Source organism: Mesorhizobium sp. M0184 (assembly GCF_040322215.1).
GTDB lineage: Bacteria > Pseudomonadota > Alphaproteobacteria > Rhizobiales > Rhizobiaceae > Mesorhizobium.
This window is the reverse complement of record NZ_JAMYSZ010000022.1, coordinates 35,907-54,624: the sequence shown is the minus strand read 5'-3', so window position 1 is coordinate 54,624 and position 18,718 is coordinate 35,907. Positions and strand designations below refer to the sequence as shown.

At 63.2% G+C, this 18,718-nt stretch carries 16 protein-coding genes; 11 read left to right on the top strand and 5 right to left on the bottom strand.

The genetic code is table 11. From position 1 onward, the window contains the following. Window positions 1–12: 12 nt before the first annotated feature. Entirely contained in the window at window positions 13–1,506 is a 1,494-nt protein-coding gene (locus NKJ23_RS23630) for a xylulokinase (RefSeq protein ID WP_352682746.1), read from the top strand. Here NKJ23_RS23630 and NKJ23_RS23625 read toward each other — a convergent pair. Beyond that, window positions 1,503–2,465, bottom strand: a complete 963-nt coding sequence (locus tag NKJ23_RS23625) for a sugar-binding transcriptional regulator (RefSeq protein WP_352682744.1) — start codon at window positions 2,463–2,465, stop codon at window positions 1,503–1,505. The genes NKJ23_RS23630 and NKJ23_RS23625 overlap by 4 nt on opposite strands. Window positions 2,466–2,773: 308 nt before the next feature. On the opposite strand from NKJ23_RS23625, the gene NKJ23_RS23620 reads away from it, so the two are divergent. The 5 genes from NKJ23_RS23620 to NKJ23_RS23600 all read left to right on the top strand — a co-directional run bounded on the left by NKJ23_RS23620 (window position 2,774) and on the right by NKJ23_RS23600 (window position 8,074). Beyond that, a complete protein-coding gene (locus NKJ23_RS23620; protein ID WP_502902565.1) occupies window positions 2,774–3,757 on the top strand; it encodes an ABC transporter permease in 984 nt (327 codons plus the stop codon). 150 nt (window positions 3,758–3,907) lie between these two features. Next, complete coding sequence (locus NKJ23_RS23615; protein WP_023674026.1) at window positions 3,908–4,846, top strand: sugar ABC transporter substrate-binding protein; 939 nt, start codon at window positions 3,908–3,910, stop codon at window positions 4,844–4,846. 33 nt (window positions 4,847–4,879) lie between these two features. Beyond that, the gene (locus NKJ23_RS23610; protein WP_352682739.1) at window positions 4,880–6,388 is read left to right on the top strand and encodes a sugar ABC transporter ATP-binding protein; all 1,509 of its coding nucleotides are present in this window, start codon (window positions 4,880–4,882) and stop codon (window positions 6,386–6,388) included. A 127-nt stretch (window positions 6,389–6,515) separates the two neighbouring features. Next, window positions 6,516–7,280 carry an SDR family oxidoreductase gene (locus NKJ23_RS23605; RefSeq protein WP_352682737.1) on the top strand — a complete coding sequence of 255 codons (765 nt, stop codon included), beginning with the start codon at window positions 6,516–6,518 and terminating at the stop codon, window positions 7,278–7,280. An 8-nt stretch (window positions 7,281–7,288) separates the two neighbouring features. Next, the gene (locus tag NKJ23_RS23600; RefSeq protein WP_352682735.1) at window positions 7,289–8,074 is read left to right on the top strand and encodes an SDR family oxidoreductase; all 786 of its coding nucleotides are present in this window, start codon (window positions 7,289–7,291) and stop codon (window positions 8,072–8,074) included. Between the two features lie 56 nt (window positions 8,075–8,130). Here NKJ23_RS23600 and NKJ23_RS23595 read toward each other — a convergent pair whose 3' ends face one another. Next, window positions 8,131–9,207, bottom strand: coding sequence for a D-alanine--D-alanine ligase family protein (locus NKJ23_RS23595; protein WP_352682813.1), 1,077 nt, complete (start codon window positions 9,205–9,207; stop codon window positions 8,131–8,133). Between the two features lie 561 nt (window positions 9,208–9,768). Here NKJ23_RS23595 and NKJ23_RS23590 point away from each other — a divergent pair. From NKJ23_RS23590 to NKJ23_RS23570, 5 genes are all read left to right on the top strand, one after another. Next, window positions 9,769–10,743, top strand: coding sequence for an ABC transporter substrate-binding protein (locus NKJ23_RS23590; RefSeq protein WP_352527739.1), 975 nt, complete (start codon window positions 9,769–9,771; stop codon window positions 10,741–10,743). Between the two features lie 74 nt (window positions 10,744–10,817). Then, a complete protein-coding gene (locus NKJ23_RS23585) occupies window positions 10,818–11,897 on the top strand; it encodes a quaternary amine ABC transporter ATP-binding protein (protein ID WP_352527741.1) in 1,080 nt (359 codons plus the stop codon). Next, window positions 11,894–13,876, top strand: coding sequence for an ABC transporter permease (locus NKJ23_RS23580; RefSeq protein ID WP_352682733.1), 1,983 nt, complete (start codon window positions 11,894–11,896; stop codon window positions 13,874–13,876). The genes NKJ23_RS23585 and NKJ23_RS23580 overlap by 4 nt, the downstream gene beginning before the upstream one ends. A gap of 160 nt (window positions 13,877–14,036) precedes the next feature. Continuing rightward, window positions 14,037–15,422 carry an autotransporter outer membrane beta-barrel domain-containing protein gene (locus NKJ23_RS23575; protein WP_352682731.1) on the top strand — a complete coding sequence of 462 codons (1,386 nt, stop codon included), beginning with the start codon at window positions 14,037–14,039 and terminating at the stop codon, window positions 15,420–15,422. Between the two features lie 53 nt (window positions 15,423–15,475). Next, window positions 15,476–15,685 (top strand): hypothetical protein, encoded by a 210-nt coding sequence (locus NKJ23_RS23570; protein ID WP_352682729.1) that lies wholly within the window; start codon window positions 15,476–15,478, stop codon window positions 15,683–15,685. 123 nt (window positions 15,686–15,808) lie between these two features. Here the strand turns inward: NKJ23_RS23570 and NKJ23_RS23565 are convergent, their stop codons facing one another. Genes NKJ23_RS23565 through NKJ23_RS23555 form a run of 3 tightly spaced genes read right to left on the bottom strand, consistent with a single transcriptional unit; the run spans window position 15,809 to window position 18,716 of the window. Beyond that, window positions 15,809–16,990 (bottom strand): M20 aminoacylase family protein, encoded by a 1,182-nt coding sequence (locus NKJ23_RS23565; protein ID WP_352682727.1) that lies wholly within the window; start codon window positions 16,988–16,990, stop codon window positions 15,809–15,811. A gap of 45 nt (window positions 16,991–17,035) precedes the next feature. Then, window positions 17,036–17,809: an amino acid ABC transporter ATP-binding protein gene (locus tag NKJ23_RS23560; protein ID WP_023674014.1), complete on the bottom strand. Its 774-nt coding sequence runs from the start codon at window positions 17,807–17,809 to the stop codon at window positions 17,036–17,038. Next, window positions 17,796–18,716 (bottom strand): amino acid ABC transporter permease, encoded by a 921-nt coding sequence (locus NKJ23_RS23555; protein WP_352682725.1) that lies wholly within the window; start codon window positions 18,714–18,716, stop codon window positions 17,796–17,798. The genes NKJ23_RS23560 and NKJ23_RS23555 overlap by 14 nt, the downstream gene beginning before the upstream one ends. Between the last annotated feature and the right edge of the window lie 2 nt (window positions 18,717–18,718).

The window sequence follows — 18,718 nt, the reverse complement described above, 5'->3', positions numbered from 1 at the left end:
GATCTCCGCCTGATGGACGATGTCGTAATCGGGATCGACGCCTCGACCACGGCCGTGAAGGCAATTGCCTTCGCGCACGACGGCGAGGAGCTGTTCCAGGCGCGCGAGCCGTACCCGCTTTCAAATCCGAAGCCCGGCCATTTCGAGCAGGACGCCGAACAGTGGTGGACGGCGCTGCTTGGCGCATTGAGGCAGGTCACCGAGGCGGTCGGCGCTGCGCGGGTGGCGGCGATCTGCATCGCCCATCAGCGAGAGACCTTCACGCTGGTCGACAGCGCCGGCAAAGCACTCATGCCGGCGATCCTGTGGCTCGACGAACGCGCCCGACCGCAGGTTATCAGGCTTTCGGCCGAACTCGGCCGCGAGGCGATCCGCGACTGGAGCGGCAAGCCGCCGGACCCGACGCCGGCGCTCTACGCCATTGCCTGGCTTGCCGAGCACCAGCCGCAAGTGCTTCGCCGGGCAGCGGCACTGGTCGACGTGCACGGTTTCTTCGTCCAGCGGCTGACCGGGCGATTGGTCACCAGCACCGCAAGTGCGGATCCGCTCGGGCTGCTCGACGTCGAGAAAGGTACCTGGCATCCCCGCCTCGTTGCGGCCGCCGGACTGCAGATGGAGCAATTGCCCGAGCTGGTCGCGCCAGGCGTGGTCTGCGGCAGTCTTTCCGCAAGCATAGCGCAGCTGACCGGCCTGAGGGCCGGCACGCCGGTCGTTGCCGGCGCTGGGGACGGCCAGGCGATGGGCCTCGGCATGGGCGTCTACGGCGAGGGCAAGAGCTATCTCTCGCTCGGCTCCGGCGTGGTCAGCGGCTGCTATTCCGGCAAGGTGAAAACCTCGGACGCCTTTCGTACGCTGGTCTCGCCGACCGGCTCCGGTTTCATGCTGGAGACCGTGCTGCGCTCGGGCATGCAGCTGGTCGACTGGATCGTGCGAACCACCGGTTCGCCCTCGGCGGCAGCGCTGGAGAAAGTGGCGCTGGATGTTGCCGCGGGCAGCGAGGGCCTGCTCATCATGCCCTATTGGGCCGGCGTCATGAGCCCATATTGGGACGGTGCGGCGCGCGGCGCCATTGTCGGCCTATCGCTCGATCACCGGCCGGAGCATCTCTTCCGCGCTGTCCTGGAAGGCATCGCCTTCGAGCAGGCCGTCGCCACCGAGGCCATGGAAGCCCAGGCCGGCGGACCGGCGGCGATGATTGCCGCCGGCGGCGGCACCAATTGCGCGCTGCTAATGCAGATCATGGCAAGCGTGCTCGAGCGGCCGCTCTCGGTTTCGCCGGTCAACGAAGCCGCCGCACTCGGCGCTGCCATGCTGGCGGCAGCGGCTGTCGGCTGGTTTGCCTCGCCGGAAGCCGCAGCAGAGGTAATGGCTGTCGCTCCCACCAGGCATGTCGATCCGGTCGACGGGCTTGTCGCCGCCTATCGCAGCCGCAAGGAAATCTACCGCGACCTTTATCAGGCGACGCGCGACATCCACACCCGCCTCAGCGCTCTCGGCGAAATCTAGCGGTTGAGCAGGCCCTTGGCCGCGTCTTCGTCGGTGATCAGAACCGATACCTTGGTGTTGGCGAGCGCAGCCCGCATTACCGCTACCTTCTCGCTGCCTCCCGACACCAGGATGATGCTCGGGATATCCGACAGATCCTGCAGCGGATAGGCGCAGACGCGGCGGTTGACCTCGTGGTCGACCGGGCGGCCCTCGGCGTCGATGAAATGACACAGAATATCGCCGACGGCACCGGCCGCCTGCAATTCCTCGAGTTCGCTTGGCTTGATGAAGCCGTAATTGGCGATCGGGCTGTCGTTGGAAAACGAGCCGACGCTGAGCACGGCGATGTTTGCCCGGCGTGCACGGAAGACGACGTCCTGAACGCTGCGCTGGCTCATGAAAGCGTCGCGCTGCTCCGGCCTGTCGGCATAGACCGGCACCGGCAGCAGGAAGCACTCCGCACCGATCTTTTCGGCGAAATCCCAGGCGCTTTCTGTCGGGTTGAGCGGCTGGGCATGGGTGAGGCCGCCAAGCATCGAAACCACCGTCGTCCTGGCGATGGGCCGCCGCGGCAATTCATTGATGGCGAATTTCAGTGTCCGCCCCCAGCCCAGTGCGATGACATCGCCGGCATTCACATGGTCGGCCAGGTAGGCGGCGGCGGCGTGGCCGATCATCAGCGGCGCGTTGCTTCGGTCGGCCGCCGACGGCACCACAACAGCCTGGCTGAGCCCGAACCGCTGCTTGAGGCTTTCCTCCAAAATCACGCATTCGACGACGCTGTCGCGGATGCGAAACTGGACGACACCCTCTTCGCGGGCGGCGGAGAGAATGCGATGCACCTTGATGCGGCCGACGCCGAGAATTTCGGAAATCCGCTCCTGTGTAAGACCCTCGACATAATAGTGCCAGGCGGCGCGGGCCTTGAGTTCGGCGTCGGGGAAGCGCGAGGCTCTTTCGTTCTCTATGATCGTCATCTGTTTGCCTTGCCGCAGTCGCCGGCTCTGCTCATGATATTCCAATCCGGCGACTTCGAAATGCCCAAGATTTCCGAGACATTGCGTAAGGCAAACCGGCGAACAGCGCAAACCGTGCTCGAATGAAGCGGGCAGGTCTTGACAATTTTCCGACGAACAGTTTAGCTGAACAAAATTGCATGTTAAAGATAAATTGTTCACAGGGAGGGGCCTGGTGAACAAAGTGGCCCGGTGATGCAGCGCCGGATTGCTGTGGAGGAGACAAAGTGGCTGTGAGCAACGACGCAAGCAATTTGAAGGCAGGCGAGTTGAAGGCAGGCTCTGGCGCGCAGGCTACGGCGGGCGCAAGGTTTTCGGCTGTCTTTGCCGGAACCATGGGCCCGCTGATCGGGCTGGTTCTGCTGTGCCTGGCGCTCTCGCTAACCACCGACACCTTCCTGACTGTCCGCAACATCCTCAACGTTCTCGACCAGGTCACCGTGCTCGGCATCATGGCGATCGGCATGACGCTGGTCATCCTGATCGGCGGCATCGACCTGTCCGTCGGCTCGGTACTGGCGCTGGCTTCCATGGTGATGGGCTTCGTCGCCCATCCGGACTATCTCAATCTCGGCCTGCCGGCCGGCATCGCCGCAGCCCTCGTCGTCGCCGGCCTTTGCGGGCTGGTTTCGGGCCTGCTGGTGACGGTCACCAAGCTGCCGCCCTTCATCGCCACGTTGGCGATGATGTCGGTGGCGCGCGGCCTCGCCAACATGATCACCGACGGCTCGCAGATCGTCGGCTTTCCCGACTGGTTCACCAGCCTGTCGATCATCCGCCATTTCGGCTTCCTCTCGGTCACCGTCGGGCTGATGATCGTGCTTGCCGTCATTTTCGCGATCTTCCTGAATTATCGCGCTACCGGCCGTAGCCTGTACGCAATCGGCGGCAGCGCCGAAGTCGCCCGGCTGTCCGGCATACCGGTCAAGTCGCTGACGAACTGGGTCTATGCGATCTGCGCCGTGCTGGCCGGTCTCGCCGGCATCGTGCTTGCCGCCCGGCTCGATTCCGTCCAGCCGAGCTCCGGCCTTGGCTACGAACTCGACACCATCGCGGCGGTGGTGATCGGCGGCGCCAGCCTGTCGGGCGGCGTCGGTTCGATCGGCGGCACAGCCATCGGCGTCCTCATCATCGGCGTGCTGCGCAACGGGCTGAACCTGCTCGGTGTCTCGCCCTTCATCCAGCAAGTGGTTATCGGCGTGGTGATCGCGCTGGCGGTGGCCACCGACACGTGGCGGCGCCGAGCACAATGAAGAATGGGGCACAATGAAGAATTGGGCTCAATGAGATTCGCCCCGATATTCGGGCGAAAACGGATCGGTGATCCGAAACTGGGAGTTGTTCGGCCAAGGGGCGCCGCGATGCGCGGGCAGGACAGATTGAACATCAACGGAGGAATAAACATGCTGACCAAACGTTCATTGCTGCTTGCCGCCGCGGCCGTCATCCCGCTGCTTGGCCTGTCCGACATGGCCTCGGCCAAGGAGGCCAAAAAGCTCGGCCTCGCCGTCGCCAATCTGCAGGCCGACTTCTTCAACCAGATCAAGCAGTCCGTCGAAGCCTACGGCAAGGAAAAGGGCATCGAGGTCGTTACCGTCGACGCCAAGGGCGATTCGGCGACCCAGGTCAGCCAGGTGCAGGACCTGATCACGCAGAACATCGATGCGCTGATCTATATTCCAGCCGGCGCCACCGCCGCCACCGTGCCGACCAAGACCGCCAAGGCTGCCGGCATCCCAGTCGTCAATGTCGACCGCAACGCCGACGGCGCGCCCGGCGACACCTTCATCGCCACCAACAGCGTGGCATCGGCCAAGGCGGTTTGCGACTACATCGCCAAGCAGGCCGGCGGCAAGGGCGAGCTGATCATCATCCACGGCCAGAAGGGCACGACGCCCGAAGTCGACCGCTCGAAGGGCTGCGGCGAAGCGCTGAAAGGCTATCCCGACATCAAGGTTGTCGGAGAATTGTGGAGCGAAGGCTGGCACCAGGACGAAGGCTTCAAGCTGACGCAGGATCTGTTGCAGTCGCACCCCGACGTGTCGATCGTCATCGGCCAGGCCGACGCGCTGGCGCTCGGTGCGGCGCAGGCCGTCAAGGTCGCCAATCCCGGCCACAAGGTCTGGGTTGCCGGCTTCGACGGCGACGTGGCGGCGCTCAAGGCACTGAAGGACGGCGTCTTCGACGTGACCGCGACGCAGCAAACCCAGGGCATGGGCCGGCTCGCCGTCGATGCAGCAATCAAGCTGGTGGCCGGCGAGACCATTCCCGCCGAACAGCTGCAGGATGCGACGCTGACCACCAAGGACAATGTCGAGCAGTTCATCGCCAAGCATCCCTGATTGAGACCAGTCCGGCAATCGACGAGCGCAACGATGTCCACCGATCCTCGCCACACGCACAGCCCCCATAACGGGCTCGTCGTCAGCGGCCTCTGCAAAAGCTACGGGCCGGTGCAGGTCCTGGCCGATGCGAGCTTCGAGGTGCGGCCGGGCGAGGTCGTGGCGCTGCTTGGCGAAAACGGCGCCGGCAAGTCGACTGTCTCGAACATCATCGCCGGGTCGACGAAACCCGATGCCGGCACCATCACCTGGCGGGGGAACGCTTATTCCCCCGCCAATCCTGCCGCGGCGATCGACGCCGGCATCGGCATGATCCACCAGGAGCTGAAGCTCTTGCCCGATCTGTCGGTCGCCGAAAACGTCTATGTCGGGCGCCTGCCGATGCGTGGCGGCCGCATCGACCGCGCGGCAATGAATGCACGGGCATCGGCCCAGTTGAAGCGCCTCGGCCTCGATGTCTCGCCCGAGCGCAAGGTGCGCACGCTGCGTATCGCCGCCCAGCAGCAGGTCGAGATCGCCAAGGCGCTGACGCTCAATGCCGAGCTGCTGATCTTCGACGAACCAACGGCAGCCCTTGGCGGCGAGGAAACGGAGCTCCTGTTCCAGCAGATCCGCAAGCTCAAGGCGGAAGGCATGTCCTTCATCTATATCAGCCACCGGCTGGACGAGATCGCCCAGATCGCCGATCGCGTGGTGGTGATGCGCGACGGGCGCATCGTCGCCCGGCACGAGCGCGCCGACATTCCGGTGCGCACTGTCGTCGAGCAAATGGTCGGCCGCAGTGTCGAGCGGATGTTCCCTACGGTATCGGCGCCGGGCAACGACACGCTGCTCGAGGTCGAGAACCTGTCCTCGCCGGAACGCAGCTTTCAAAATGTCAGCTTTTCAGTGCGGGCCGGCGAAATCCTCGGCATTGCCGGGCTGATCGGCGCCGGACGCACGGAGCTGGTGCGGGCGATCGCCGGTGCCGATCCGATCTCATCGGGATCGGTGCGCGTCGCCGGCAAGCCGGTGCATCTCAATGGCCCGGCGGCGGCGATCAAGGCCGGCGTCGTCCTGGTACCGGAAGACCGCAAGGCGCAGGGCGTGGTGCTCGACCAGACGATCGGCGAGAACCTGGCGATCGGCAATTTCGACCATGTCGCGCCGAATGGCTGGGTGTTGCCGAAGGCGGTGCAGAAATTCGCCGAGGCCGGCATTCGCCGGCTCGGGGTCAAGGGCCGGCCGAACCAGGCGGTCAGCAAGCTCTCCGGCGGCAACCAGCAGAAAGTGATCATCGCAAAATGGGTGTCGCGCCCGCCCAAGGTATTCATCCTGGACGAGCCGACGCGCGGCATCGACGTCGGTGCACGCGCCGCGATCTATGATGTCATCGCCGACCTTGCCCGCTCCGGCATGGCGGTGGTGGTGGTGAGCTCCGACCTCGAGGAAGTTCTCGGCCTGTCGCATCGCGTGCTGGTGCTGAGCCGCGGCCGGCAACGCGGCATTCTCGACCGCAGCGAAGCAAGCAATATCGCCGTGATGGAACTCGCCACGAGCTAGGAACAGCCCATCGAAACAAAGCGCAGCAGGTGGTATCCTCCCGGGCACCAGACCGCGCGGGGCGCCAGCAACAGAGTTGGCGCCCCTTTATTTCCGGAGGACGGCGGTTGGAGGAGAGGGACCGACGATGAAATTATTCGACCTTCATGGTGACGTGGCACTTGTGACGGGCGCCGGCAGCGGCATCGGGCAGGCAATCGCCATTGGGCTGGCCGAGGCCGGCGCCGACATCGCCTGCTTCGGCCACGCCTCGAAAGGCGGGCTGGAGGAGACCGCGCACCGGATCACCGCACTCGGCCGCAAGGCGCTGGTGCTGAACGGCACGGTGACTTCAGAGGCCGATCTCGCGGCCGCGATCGAGCGTACGGAGATGGAACTCGGCGCGTTGACCATCGCCGTCAACAATGCCGGCGTCGCCGGAGCTGAGCCGGCAGAGACGCTGTCGCTGGAGAAATGGCAGAAGCTCTATGACGTCAATGTCAGCGGCGTGTTCCTGTCCTGCCAGGCCGAGGCCCGCGCCATGCTGACGCGGCGCAAGGGCTCGATCATCAACATCGCGTCGATGTCGGGCTCGATCGTCAATCGCGGCCTGACCCAGGCGCACTACAATTCGTCGAAGGCCGCGGTGATCCACATGTCGAAGAGCCTCGCCATGGAATGGGCCGATCGCGGCCTGCGCGTCAATGTCGTCAGCCCCGGCTACACGCTGACGCCGATGAACAAGCGGCCGGAGGTCGCCGACCAGGTCAGGATCTTTGAGCGCGACACGCCGATGGGCCGCATGGCGGCGACGGAAGAGATGGTCGGCCCGACCGTGTTCCTGGCCAGCCGCGCCTCGAGTTTCGTCACCGGCATCGACCTGATCGTCGATGGCGGCTTCGTCTGCTGGTAGGAGAAAAGATGCAGAAGCGATTCCTCGGAAAAACGGCGGTCATCACCGGCGCCAGCGGCGGCATTGGTGCGGCAATGGCCAGGCGCTTCGCGGCGGAAGGTGCCGCGGTCGTCGTCAGCGCCATCGACGCGCGCGTCGAAGAGGTCGCCGCCGATCTCAAGGCTGCGGGCGCCAGGGTCGCACCGATGCGCATGGATGTGACGAAGAAGGACGAAGTCGTCGCCCTCTACGATCTGGCCGAGCAGGAGTTCGGCCGCGTCGATATCTCCGTGCAGAATGCCGGTGTCATCACAATCGCCAGGATAGAGGCGATGACCGAGGCCGAATGGGACAAGGTGATGGCGGTCAACACCAAGGGAGTGTTCCTGTGCTGCCAGGAGGCGATCGCGCGCATCCGCAAGCATGGCGATGGCGGCCGGCTGATCAACACCGCATCCGGCCAGGCGCGGCAGGGCTTTATCTACACGCCGCATTATGCGGCCTCGAAATTCGGCGTCGTCGGCGTCACCCAGAGCCTGGCCAAGGAAGTGGCCAAGGAGAAGATCACCGTCAACGCGATCTGCCCCGGCATCATCGACACCGATATGTGGGCCTATAACGACGCCGCATGGGGCAAGTTGATGGGCGACTACAAGCCCGGCGAGCTGATGGCCGAATGGGTGAAGAACATCCCGATGGGCCGCGCCGGCAGCGGCGAAGATGTCTCCGGCCTGGTCAGCTTTCTGGCCAGCGACGATGCAGCCTACATCACCGGCCAGACCATCAATGTCGATGGCGGCCTGATCATGTCGTGAGCGGCGGCGCGGGCCAACGTACCATCCACCGGGATCTGAAAGCCCCTTCGCTGCGTTCAGACTGGTCGGCCGGCCCGTGCCAATCCATGCTCCACGAGCCGGTCGATGATTTCGGAATAGCTGACGCCGCTCGCCGCCATTGCCTTGGAATACATGCTGATATCGGTGAAGCCAGGGATGGTGTTGATTTCATTGACCAAGAATTGCATGTCCGGTGTCAGGAAAAAGTCGACGCGCGCCATCCCGTCACAGCCGACGGCTCTGAAAGCCCTTGCGGCCACGTCCCGCATGGCTGCCTCGACCTCCGGCGGCAGTTCGGCCGGCACTTTAAGTGCCGCGCCGTTCTCGTCGATGTATTTGGCATCGTAGCTGTAGAAATCGTGGCTTTCGGCCGGCACGATCTCGCCTGGCCGCGAGACGAACAGGTCGCCTGCCGGGTCCTCCAACACGCTATATTCGATCTCGCGCCCACGAATGAATTCCTCGGCCAACAGCTTGCAATCGTGCCGGAAGGCTTCAGCAAGCGCTCCATCGAATTCCTGGCTGGCATGGACTTTTCCGACGCCGACAGATGATCCCTGACGCACCGGTTTGATGAAGAACGGCAGGCCGAGTTCGCTTTCCAGTGCAGCGAGGGCGGGCGCCGCACCTTCATGGATCGTCACTGAGCGCGCGATTGGCAGCCCCGCCGCTTCCAGGAGCCGTTTGGCGATGTCCTTGTCCAGCGCGGTTGCCGAACCCAGGATGCCGCAGCCAGCGAGCGGCACCCGAGCCACCTCGGCCACCCCCTGTACCGAGCCGTCTTCGCCATGAGGGCCGTGCAGGACAGGAAACAGGATGTCGATCTTCGGCAGATCATAGGGCGTGCCGTCGGCCGGGATCGCCATCATCCGTCCGCGCCCACCCGGAACCAGGCAAACTTCCGTGCCGGCCGCAGGTTTTGCGAGCGTACCATCCTGGAAGCTGCTCAGCAGCCACTGTCCTTCGCTCGTGACGAAGATTGGGAGGGCATCGTATTTGGCGGACAGCAGCGCACGCATGACATTGGTTGCTGAAAGCACCGAAACGTCATGTTCGGCGGAACGTCCGCCAAAGAGCACGGCAATTCGCAGTCTGTTCAAGGAAGAGGTCATGAAAGCCTCGGATATGATCTGGTGTTGAAAGGTCACAAGCCGGCGGCGATCCCGCGGTTGGCGAAGAAGTAAGGCATTTTGGTCTGCTGCATTGTATCGGTACCCTGTCCTCGCGGCTCGCATACGGGATGACCGGCAACCTTGGCTTTTTTCGAACCGATCTGCGGGTCCATGTAAAAAGACGGGCCGTGAAATTGGCACCGGCGTTATTCGTTGCGCGACATGAACGTTGGTATATATAATTTCATCCCATGAAAGTGGCTCTGGCGAGTTGCCGAGCCGACAGCTGAGATCATGGGACTCTGATGGTTTGCATCTCAAGACCGGCGATCGATCCGTGGATCACAGCTGCGGCAGCAATCCTTCGGCAGTCATGACGCGGCCGGTCCCGCGCCACATCTTCACCAATTTTGGCACCACCCCCGTTTTGCGCCGGCATCCGCTTCGGCAGCATTGTGGCGCCGACGGTCTTGCGCAACGACCAGCTTTTCCAACACAATCAAAAAAGACGCAAGAAGGGAACGAACGATAACTTCACTAGAGCTTGACAGGAGAACAAGCATGTCACTTCGGAACATGATTTCGAATTTCTCAATGGGAGCCTTGATACTTACCGCGGCAAGCGCGCTGACCCCTCCGGCCCAGGCGGCGGCGCCGGAATCCAACGACCCGATCAAGATCGCGCTGTTCGACTGGACCAGCGTCAATCTGAACGCCAAGATCCTCGGCGGCATTCTCGAAAAGCTCGGCTACACCGTCGAATATCCGACCGCCGACTATCTCTCCAGCCTGACCACCGGTCTCACCAATGGCGACATCGATGTGGGCATGGAGTTCTGGGACACGACGGCCGGCGAGGCTATGAAGGCCTCGGATGCAACCGGGCAGACCGAACGCCTCGGCAAGCTCGGGCCCAAGGCCAAGGAAGAATGGTGGTTTCCCGAGTATATGAAGGAGAAATGCCCCGGCCTGCCTAACTGGGAAGCGCTGAAAGACCCGAAATGTGCCGAGGCCTTCTCCACCGCCGAAACCGCGCCGAAGGGGCGCTATCTCGGCGGCCCCGTGACATGGGAAGGTTTTGACGACGAACGCGTCGAGGCGCTGAAACTGCCCTTCACCGTCATCCATGCCGGCACCGATGCGGCGATGTTCGCCGAGCTGGAATCGGCCTATCAGCGCAAGGCGCCGATCATGCTGTGGATCTATTCGCCGCATTGGGCGCCGGCCAAATACAAGGGCGAATGGGTCGAATTCCCCGATTATACGACAGAATGCTACAACGACCCGAAATGGGGTGTGAACCCCGATGCGAAATATGACTGCGGCAAACCGCATGGCGAGATCTGGAAATATTCCTGGGCCGGCATGAAGGACAAATGGCCGGTCGCCTACAAGGTCGCGAAGAACTACACCGTCGATACCGACGAGCTCAACAAGATGAGCGGCGAGATCGATCTCGAAGGCAAGACGCCGGAAGACGTCGCCGCCGCCTGGATCGCCGCCCACGAAGCCGACTGGAAAGCCTGGGCTGAGTGACCGTCTGACTGGAAATGCGACGACCCGGCCATTCATGGCCGGGTCTCGATCCCTTATTCCAGAAGGACGATTGCATGAGCGATACGATTGAACAGGCGGCGAAAGCAGCGGGCAAGGATGCCCGCCCGATAAAGCTTGCCTGCCGCAACGTCTGGAAGCTGTTCGGCGCGGACGCGGCCAATTTCATTCGCCAGCGCGACGGCAAAGCCAGCATGGCGGACATCGCTGCGGCCGGGCTGGTTGGTGCGGTGCGCGCCGTCGATCTCGAAATCCGCCAAGGCGAGATCTTCATCATCATGGGACTTTCGGGGTCAGGCAAGTCGACGCTGGTGCGCTGCATGTCGCGGCTGATCGAGCCGACCCATGGCAAGGTCGAATTCGAGGGCAAGGATCTGCTCAAGATTTCGGATGCCGCGCTGATCGAGCTGCGACGCCATCGCATGGGCATGGTGTTCCAGAATTTTGCCTTGCTGCCGCATCTGAACGTGCTGGAGAACATTGCCTTTCCCTTGGGCATCCAGGGGCAGGACCGGCCGACGCGCGAGAAGCGGGCCCGCGAAGTCATCGAACTGGTCGGCCTGCGCGGCCGCGAGCATTTCTATCCGCGCGAGCTTTCCGGCGGCCAGCAGCAGCGTGTCGGCATCGCCCGCAGCCTCGCCACCAAGCCGGAAATCTGGTTCCTCGACGAGCCGTTCTCGGCGCTCGATCCGCTGATCCGCCGCGAGATGCAGGACGAGCTGATGCGGCTGCAGACCATGCTGCACAAGACCATCGTTTTCATCACCCATGATTTCGACGAGGCCATCCGGCTGGCCGATCGTATCGCCATCATGAAGGACGGCGAGGTCATCCAGATCGGCACGCCGGAAGAGCTGGTGGTTAACCCGGCGACCGACTATGTCGCCGAATTCACCCGAGACGTCGACCGCGCCAAGGTGATCTCGGCCAAAAGCCTGATGCGCGCCTGCGACGGCGCTGAGCATGGCGGCACGGTCGCGCCGGATGCCAAGATCGCCAGTTTCTCGGCAAGCATCGTTTCGGCTGGCAAGCCATTCGCGGTGGTCAACGGCACCGGCAAGCCGATCGGCGAGGTCACGCCGCAAGCGGTGATCGATCTTCTTGCCGGCATAGAGCGCCCGGGAGCCGGCGCATGACGGTCACGGCAAGCGCCAGCGCAGCGAGGCCCCGGCAGGTTCAGACCTGGCTGGCGATCTGGGGCTGCGCGCTTGCCGCCGTGCTTGTCGTGTTCCTGCTGCAGGAAAGCCTGCCGTGGGCGGTCAATTACCCGGCCGATGCGGTCGTTCCCGTCGCCGACTGGGTCAGTGCGCTGATGACCTGGGTGAAATCGAACTTCTCTTGGCTGACGCGCTCGATCACCGCCGTGCTTGGCGTGCCGCTCGATTTCGCGCTCAATCTTCTGGCCAAGAATTTCAAGATCGGCCATGGCGCGGATATGATCGTCTTGCCGCGCTTATCCTGGATCGGCGTCTGCGCTGCCGCCTACCTTGCCGGGCGCGCCGCCGGCGGCTGGAAGCTGGGTGCGCTGGTCGGCGGCTGCTTTGTCTACATCGCGCTGTTCGGGCAGTGGACCAGCGCCATGCTGACGCTGGGCTTGATCTCGATCGCCGTGCCGTTCTGCATCGTCACCGGCCTGTTCGCCGGCATCTGGGCATGGCGCAAGCCTTGGGCCGAGAGGTTATTGATCTCCCCTGCCCTCGATTTGATGCAGACGATCCCAACCTTCGCCTATCTCATCCCGATGCTGCTCCTGTTCGGCAACAGCCCGGTTTCGGCGATGATCGCGACGGCAATTTTCGCGACGCCGCCAATGGTGCGGGCGACGATGCTGGGATTGTCGCGGGTGCCGTCGGAGATCGACGATTTCAGCGAGATGGCCGGCTGCACGGCACGGCAGAAACTATGGCGCGTGCAGTTGCCGTCGGCGCGGCCGACGCTGATGGTCGGCGTCAACCAGGTGATCATGCTGGCGCTCAACATGGTGATCATCGCGTCGATGATCGGTGCCGGCGGCCTCGGCTACGACGTGCTGCTGGCGTTGCGCGCGCTGAAGGTCGGCGAGGCGATGGAGGCCGGCCTCGCCATCGTCGCGCTGGCCATTGCGCTCGACCGGCTGAGCCAGGCGATCGCCCACAATCACGCCAAAGGCCATGTCTATCAGGACGTGAGCCCGAGCTTCTGGCGTCGCTATCCCAATCTGACACTGGCCATCGTCATCGTTGCGGCCACGACGCTGCTTGGCCTGTTCGTGCCGGCCTTCGCGGCAGTGCCGAAGGTGATCACCTTCACCACCGCGCCTGTGTGGAAGGCGGCGGTGAACTGGATCACCATCAACTTCTTCGACACGATCGAAGCCTTCCGCGTGGCGCTTATCCTCAATGTACTGAACCCGGTGCGCGCCTTCTGCGAGGGCTTTCCGTGGCTGGGCGCGGTGTTCCTGCTCGGCCTTGCCGGATACCAGCTCGGCGGCCTGCGCCTGGCCGCCCTGGTCGCGGCATTGACCGGGTTCTGCGCCGTCACCGGCCTGTGGGAAAAGACCATGGCGACGGTCTATCTCTGCGGCATCTCGGCCTTCATCGCTTGCCTGATCGGCATCCCGATCGGGCTGATGGCATCGCGCAGCGACCGCTTCGAAAAGATCGTCACGCCGGTCATCGACACGCTGCAGGTGCTGCCGTCGTTCTGCTTCATCATCCCTGTGGTGATGCTGTTTCGGGTCGGCGACGTCACCGCGATGATCGCCACCGTCGCCTTTGCCGTGGTCCCGGCCATCCGCTACACCAATCACGGCATCAGGCAGGTGCCGCCGGCGCTGATCGAGGCGGCGAAAGTGTCCGGCTGCACCAAGCGCCAGACGTTCTTTCGCGTGCAACTGCCGCTGGCGTTGCCGGAGATCATGCTGGGCGTCAACCAGACCATCCTGATGGCGCTGGCGATGATCATCATCTGCGCCATGGTCGGCACCCGCGATCTCGGCCAGGAGGTGTTCATCGCGCTGTCCAAGGCCGATTCCGGCCGCGGCATCGTCGCCGGCCTGGCCATTGCCTTCATCGGCATCGTCGCCGACCGGCTGTTCAACGCCTGGACGGCGAAGGCAAGAGCGAGGCTGGGCTAGCCAAAATCAAAACTCAATCAGCTGGCTGTCGCCAAGGGCGCGGCGGTGATGAGCTACCGACCCCCTTATGCCCAGAGACATAGCCCTTTGTGATTATTGCTCGCTCTTGCCTAACAGCATAGGGCTGTGATGGGTGGGGTAGGCTCAGCAGGAGGGTACAATGTCTAAACGCGTTCCTTTTACTCCCGGCGATCTGGTGGATCGTCAATGGGGTACCGATGACATCCTCACTAGCGACCTGGCTACAGCTATCTTAATCGGCGACGCTGGCGGCAGCATGTTCGATTTTTCTAAGGGCGGCAACGACACCTTCACGGCGCTGCCAATCTCCACAACCACTACTGCCTACGGTGATGCTGGCGACGATATGTCGGACCACAGCAAGGGCGGCAACGACACTTTCACGGGCGCCTCGCTAGGCACCTACATTTTCTACGGTGACGCTGGCGGCAACATGTTCGGTCACGCCCAGGGCGGCGACGACAGTTTTAGGGCCGAGGGCGACTCCTTCAACACTTTTTACGGCGACGCCGGCGGCGACATGTCGGACCACAGCAAGGGCGGCAACGATACCTTCAGCAGTGAAGTGGGTAGACGGGTAGACAACACTTTCTACGGTGACGCCGGCGGCAACATGTTCGGCTATGCCCAGGGCGGTGACGACGCTTTCGTGACCAGCACTGTACAAGGAGCTGACCACACCTTCTACGGTGATGCGGGCGGCGAAATGTCGGATCACAGCAAGGGGGGCAACGACACCTTCCAGGGCTCCAAAGAGGCCAACAATATTTTCTTCGGTGACGCCGGCAGCAACTTGTCAGGCAATGCGCAGGGCGGCGACGACAGTTTCACGACCAGGACCGACTCCTTCAACACTTTCTACGGCGATGCCGGCGGCGATATGTCGGACTACAGCAAGGGTGGCAACGATACCTTCACGGGTAGCTTCTTTTCCACCAACACTTTCTTCGGCGATGCCGGCGGCGATATGTCGGACCATGCTCAGGGCGGCGACGACCATTACACGGATCTGGGTGGGGCGATCCCGAACAAAACCCTCTTTGGCGATGCGGGCGGTGATCTTTCCGGTTTTGCCAAAGGCGGCAACGACAACTTCACGAGCGCTGGTGGCTCCCAGATAAGTTTCTACGGTGACGCGGGCGCCAACATGTCCGACCACGCTCGCGGTGGCGACGACGTGGCCGTGCTGCAAGGCACTCATAATTTAGGGTATGGCGATGCGGTCACGATGCTCGGCAGCGCTGTGGGCGGCAATGATTCCCTGACTGGTGGCGAGAGGAACTCCGGTCCGGATGTTCTAAGCGAGTTGTACGGCGACGCCCTCGCTATGTCCGGTTCCGCCAGGGGCGGCAACGACATTCTTACCGGGGCCACAACAGCGAAAGCGGCCAGGTCCGCAACTTCCTGTGCGGCGACGCTCTACAAATGTCCGGTTCGGCTCTGGGCGGAAACGATACCCTGTACGCCGGGAGCGCGGCACCCGGCTGCACCGTCATCAACGATATGTGGGGTGACGGGCAACTGAGCGAACTGGCTCAGGGCAGCAGAGATCAATTCATATTCAAGGACGATGGTTCAATGACGGTCGGAACCCAAAACACCATCTACGACTTCAGCCAGACCCAAGGCGACACCATTGTATTTAGTGGCGTGGAGGGCGTGCAATCGTTCGATGATCTCACAATTGCGCAAAGTGGAACCGACACCATCATTACCGCAGGAGTCGATCAAGTTACTCTCGCAAACTTTACAAGCCCGCTGACGACGAGTGACTTTTTGTTTGTCTGAAAGCGAAGCTCTTATCGCATTCCAAGAGGGGGAATGCGTGAGAATTTGTTTCGCATCGTCGCGCGGCCGGTCGCCCCAATAATGCTCGACCGGCCGATCGACAATCCCAGCCGCAGTCATGGATCAAGCGGCCAGGAATCTCTCGGTCAAACGAGCCCAGAGCGCTGCGCCGACGGTCAGATTGCCGTCGTTGAAATCATATTTCGAGCTGTGCAGGATGGCTGAATCCTCGCCGTTTCCGAGGCGCAGGAAGCAACCGGGTTTGTGTTCGAGGAAATAAGAAAAATCTTCGCTGCCGGGGATCAACGGGCAGACGGACACCTTGTCCTGACCGAGGAGTTCGACAACGATGTCTGTCGCAAAGGACGTCTCGCGCTCGGAATTGACCACCACCGGGTAGCCGCGCTCGTAATCGATCTCGACCGTTGCGCCATGCGCCTGCGCCACAAGTGCTGCGATATTGCGAATACGCTGCTCGAGCGTGTCGCGGATCTCGGCCGAGAAGGAGCGGACGCTCAGCGTGATTTCGGCGTGTTCCGGGATGACGTTGGAGGCCGTGCCTCCGTGAATCGTGCCGACGGTGACGACAGCCGTCTCGATCGGGTTGACGTTGCGCGACACAACCGTCTGCAGGGTCATGACGATGTTGGCGGCAGCGACGATCGGGTCGACCGTCAGGTGCGGACGCGAGGCGTGGCCGCCACGCCCGGCGATCCTGATGGTGACGGTATCGCTCGCCGCCATCAGCGGCCCGGCGCGCATCAGGAACGAACCCGTCGGCGCGCCCGGGTGGTTGTGCAGCCCGAATATCGCATCGCAGGGAAAGCGCTCGAACAGGCCGTCGGCGATCATCGCCTGCGCCCCGCTTCCCTTGCCGGCTTCCTCGGCCGGCTGGAAGATGAGGTTCACCGTGCCGTTGAAATGCCGTGTGCGCGCCAGGTATTCGGCCGCGCCGAGCAGCATCGTCGTGTGGCCGTCATGGCCGCAGGCGTGCATCTTGCCGCTGGCCTGGCTGGCATAAGGGAGATTGGTCGCTTCGGTGATCGGCAGTGCGTCCATGTCGGCACGGATGGCGATGCTGCGGCCGCTGCCCTGGCGCAGGCGGCCGACGACCCCGAGCCCGCCGACATTGCGCGTCACCTCATAGCCCCAGCTTTCGAGCCGTTCGGCAACGTATGCAGCCGTTTCGTGCTCCTGGAATGAAAGCTCGGGATGCGCGTGCAGGTGCTGGCGGGCCGCTGCAAGCTCGGCGGCCTTGTCGGCGAAGTCGGAAATGTCGGCGAACTGGTTGGAGGTCTTTGGCATGGGAGGTCCTTTGCCGGCCGAGCAGGTGCCGCGCCGGCTTTGCTTTTAGATGAAACGGCTTAAGAAAGCCCGCGTGCGCGGGTGCCTGGGTTTGGCGAGAACCTCATCAGGAGGCCCGGCCTCGATCACATTGCCATCGTCCATGAACACCACCCGATCCGCCGCTTCGCGGGCGAAGCCGATCTCATGCGTGACCACGATCATGGTCAAGCCCTGCCTGGCGAGATCGCGCATGGTGGCGAGCACCTCGCCGACCAGCTCCGGATCGAGCGCCGACGTCGGCTCGTCGAAGAGCATCAATTTCGGGCGGATGGCGAGCGCACGGGCGATGGCGACGCGCTGCTGCTGGCCGCCTGAAAGCTGGCGCGGATAGGCGTCGATCTTGTCGGCAAGACCGACACGGGTCAGCAGTTCGCGGGCGTAGCCGATCGCCTCCTTGCGGTTCTCCCGGTGAACGCCGACCGGAGCCTCGATGACGTTCTGCAGCGTCGTCATGTGCGGATAGAGATTGAACTGCTGGAACACCATGCCGATCTTGCGCCGCTGCGCGGCGATCGCGCGGTCGGAAAGCTTGTCGAGGCGGCCGTCGTGCAACCGGTAACCGATCTGCTCGCCGTCCACCTCGATCGACCCCTGGTCGATCGCCTCGAGATGATTAATGCATCGCAGGAAGGTCGACTTTCCGGAGCCGGACGGTCCGAGAATGACCACCACCTCGCCAGGCGCGACGTCCAGATCAATGCCCTTGAGCACCTCGAGCGGGCCGAAGGCCTTGTGAACGTTGCGCGCCCGGACCAGGGGCGTGTCATGCGCGCTCATTGGCGGCCTCCAGGGTGGCGGTCGCCGTCTTCTCGCGGGCGCCGCGGTCGCCGCGGCTGTAGTGGCGTTCGATCGCGCCTTGCGCGACATTGAGGACCGAGGTGATCAGCAGGTACCACAGCACTGCAACCATCAGCAGCGGAATGATTTCGAAGGTGCGGTTGTAGATCGACTGCACCGAGTAGAGCAGGTCGGCCATGGCGATGACGCTGACAAGCGACGTCGCCTTGATCATGCTGATCAGCTGATTGCCGGTCGGCGGCACGATCGACCGCATCGCCTGCGGGATGATGATGCGCCGCAAGGACCGGGCGCGGGTCATGCCGAAGGCTTCAGCCGTTTCGGCCTGTCCCTTGTCCACCGACAGCAGCCCGCCACGGATGATCTCGGCCATGTAGGCGGCCTCGTTCAGTGCCAGACCAAGAACGGCGGCCGTCAAAGGCGTGATCAGGTCGTTGGTGTTCCAGCTGGCGAAGCCAATGGAAATGCGCGGAAACAGCGTCGAAAGGTTGTACCACAGGATCAATTGCACCAGCAGCGGCGTTCCCCGGAAGAACCAGATGAACAGGCCGGAGAGAAGGGATGCCAGCCTATCGTTCGACATGCGCGCGATGGCGAGCAGCAGGCCGAGCACGATACCCAGGATCATCGCCACGACCGTCAGGCCGAGCGTTACGGAAAGCCCCTGCATGACCGTCGGATCGAAGAAATACTGGGCGACGACCGGCCAGCCGAAATTCGGGTTGACCGCAACGATATAGGCGAAGCCGGCCGCCACGGCGACGGTGAACGCCCAGAGCGCCAGCCGGACGAGCGGAAACGGCCGGTGGGCTCGTTTGACGTCGCGCAGCGCGTCGTCGGGATGTCGCGGCAGCCCGGCCGCGTAGGCAGCGGTGGCGTCGGTCATGG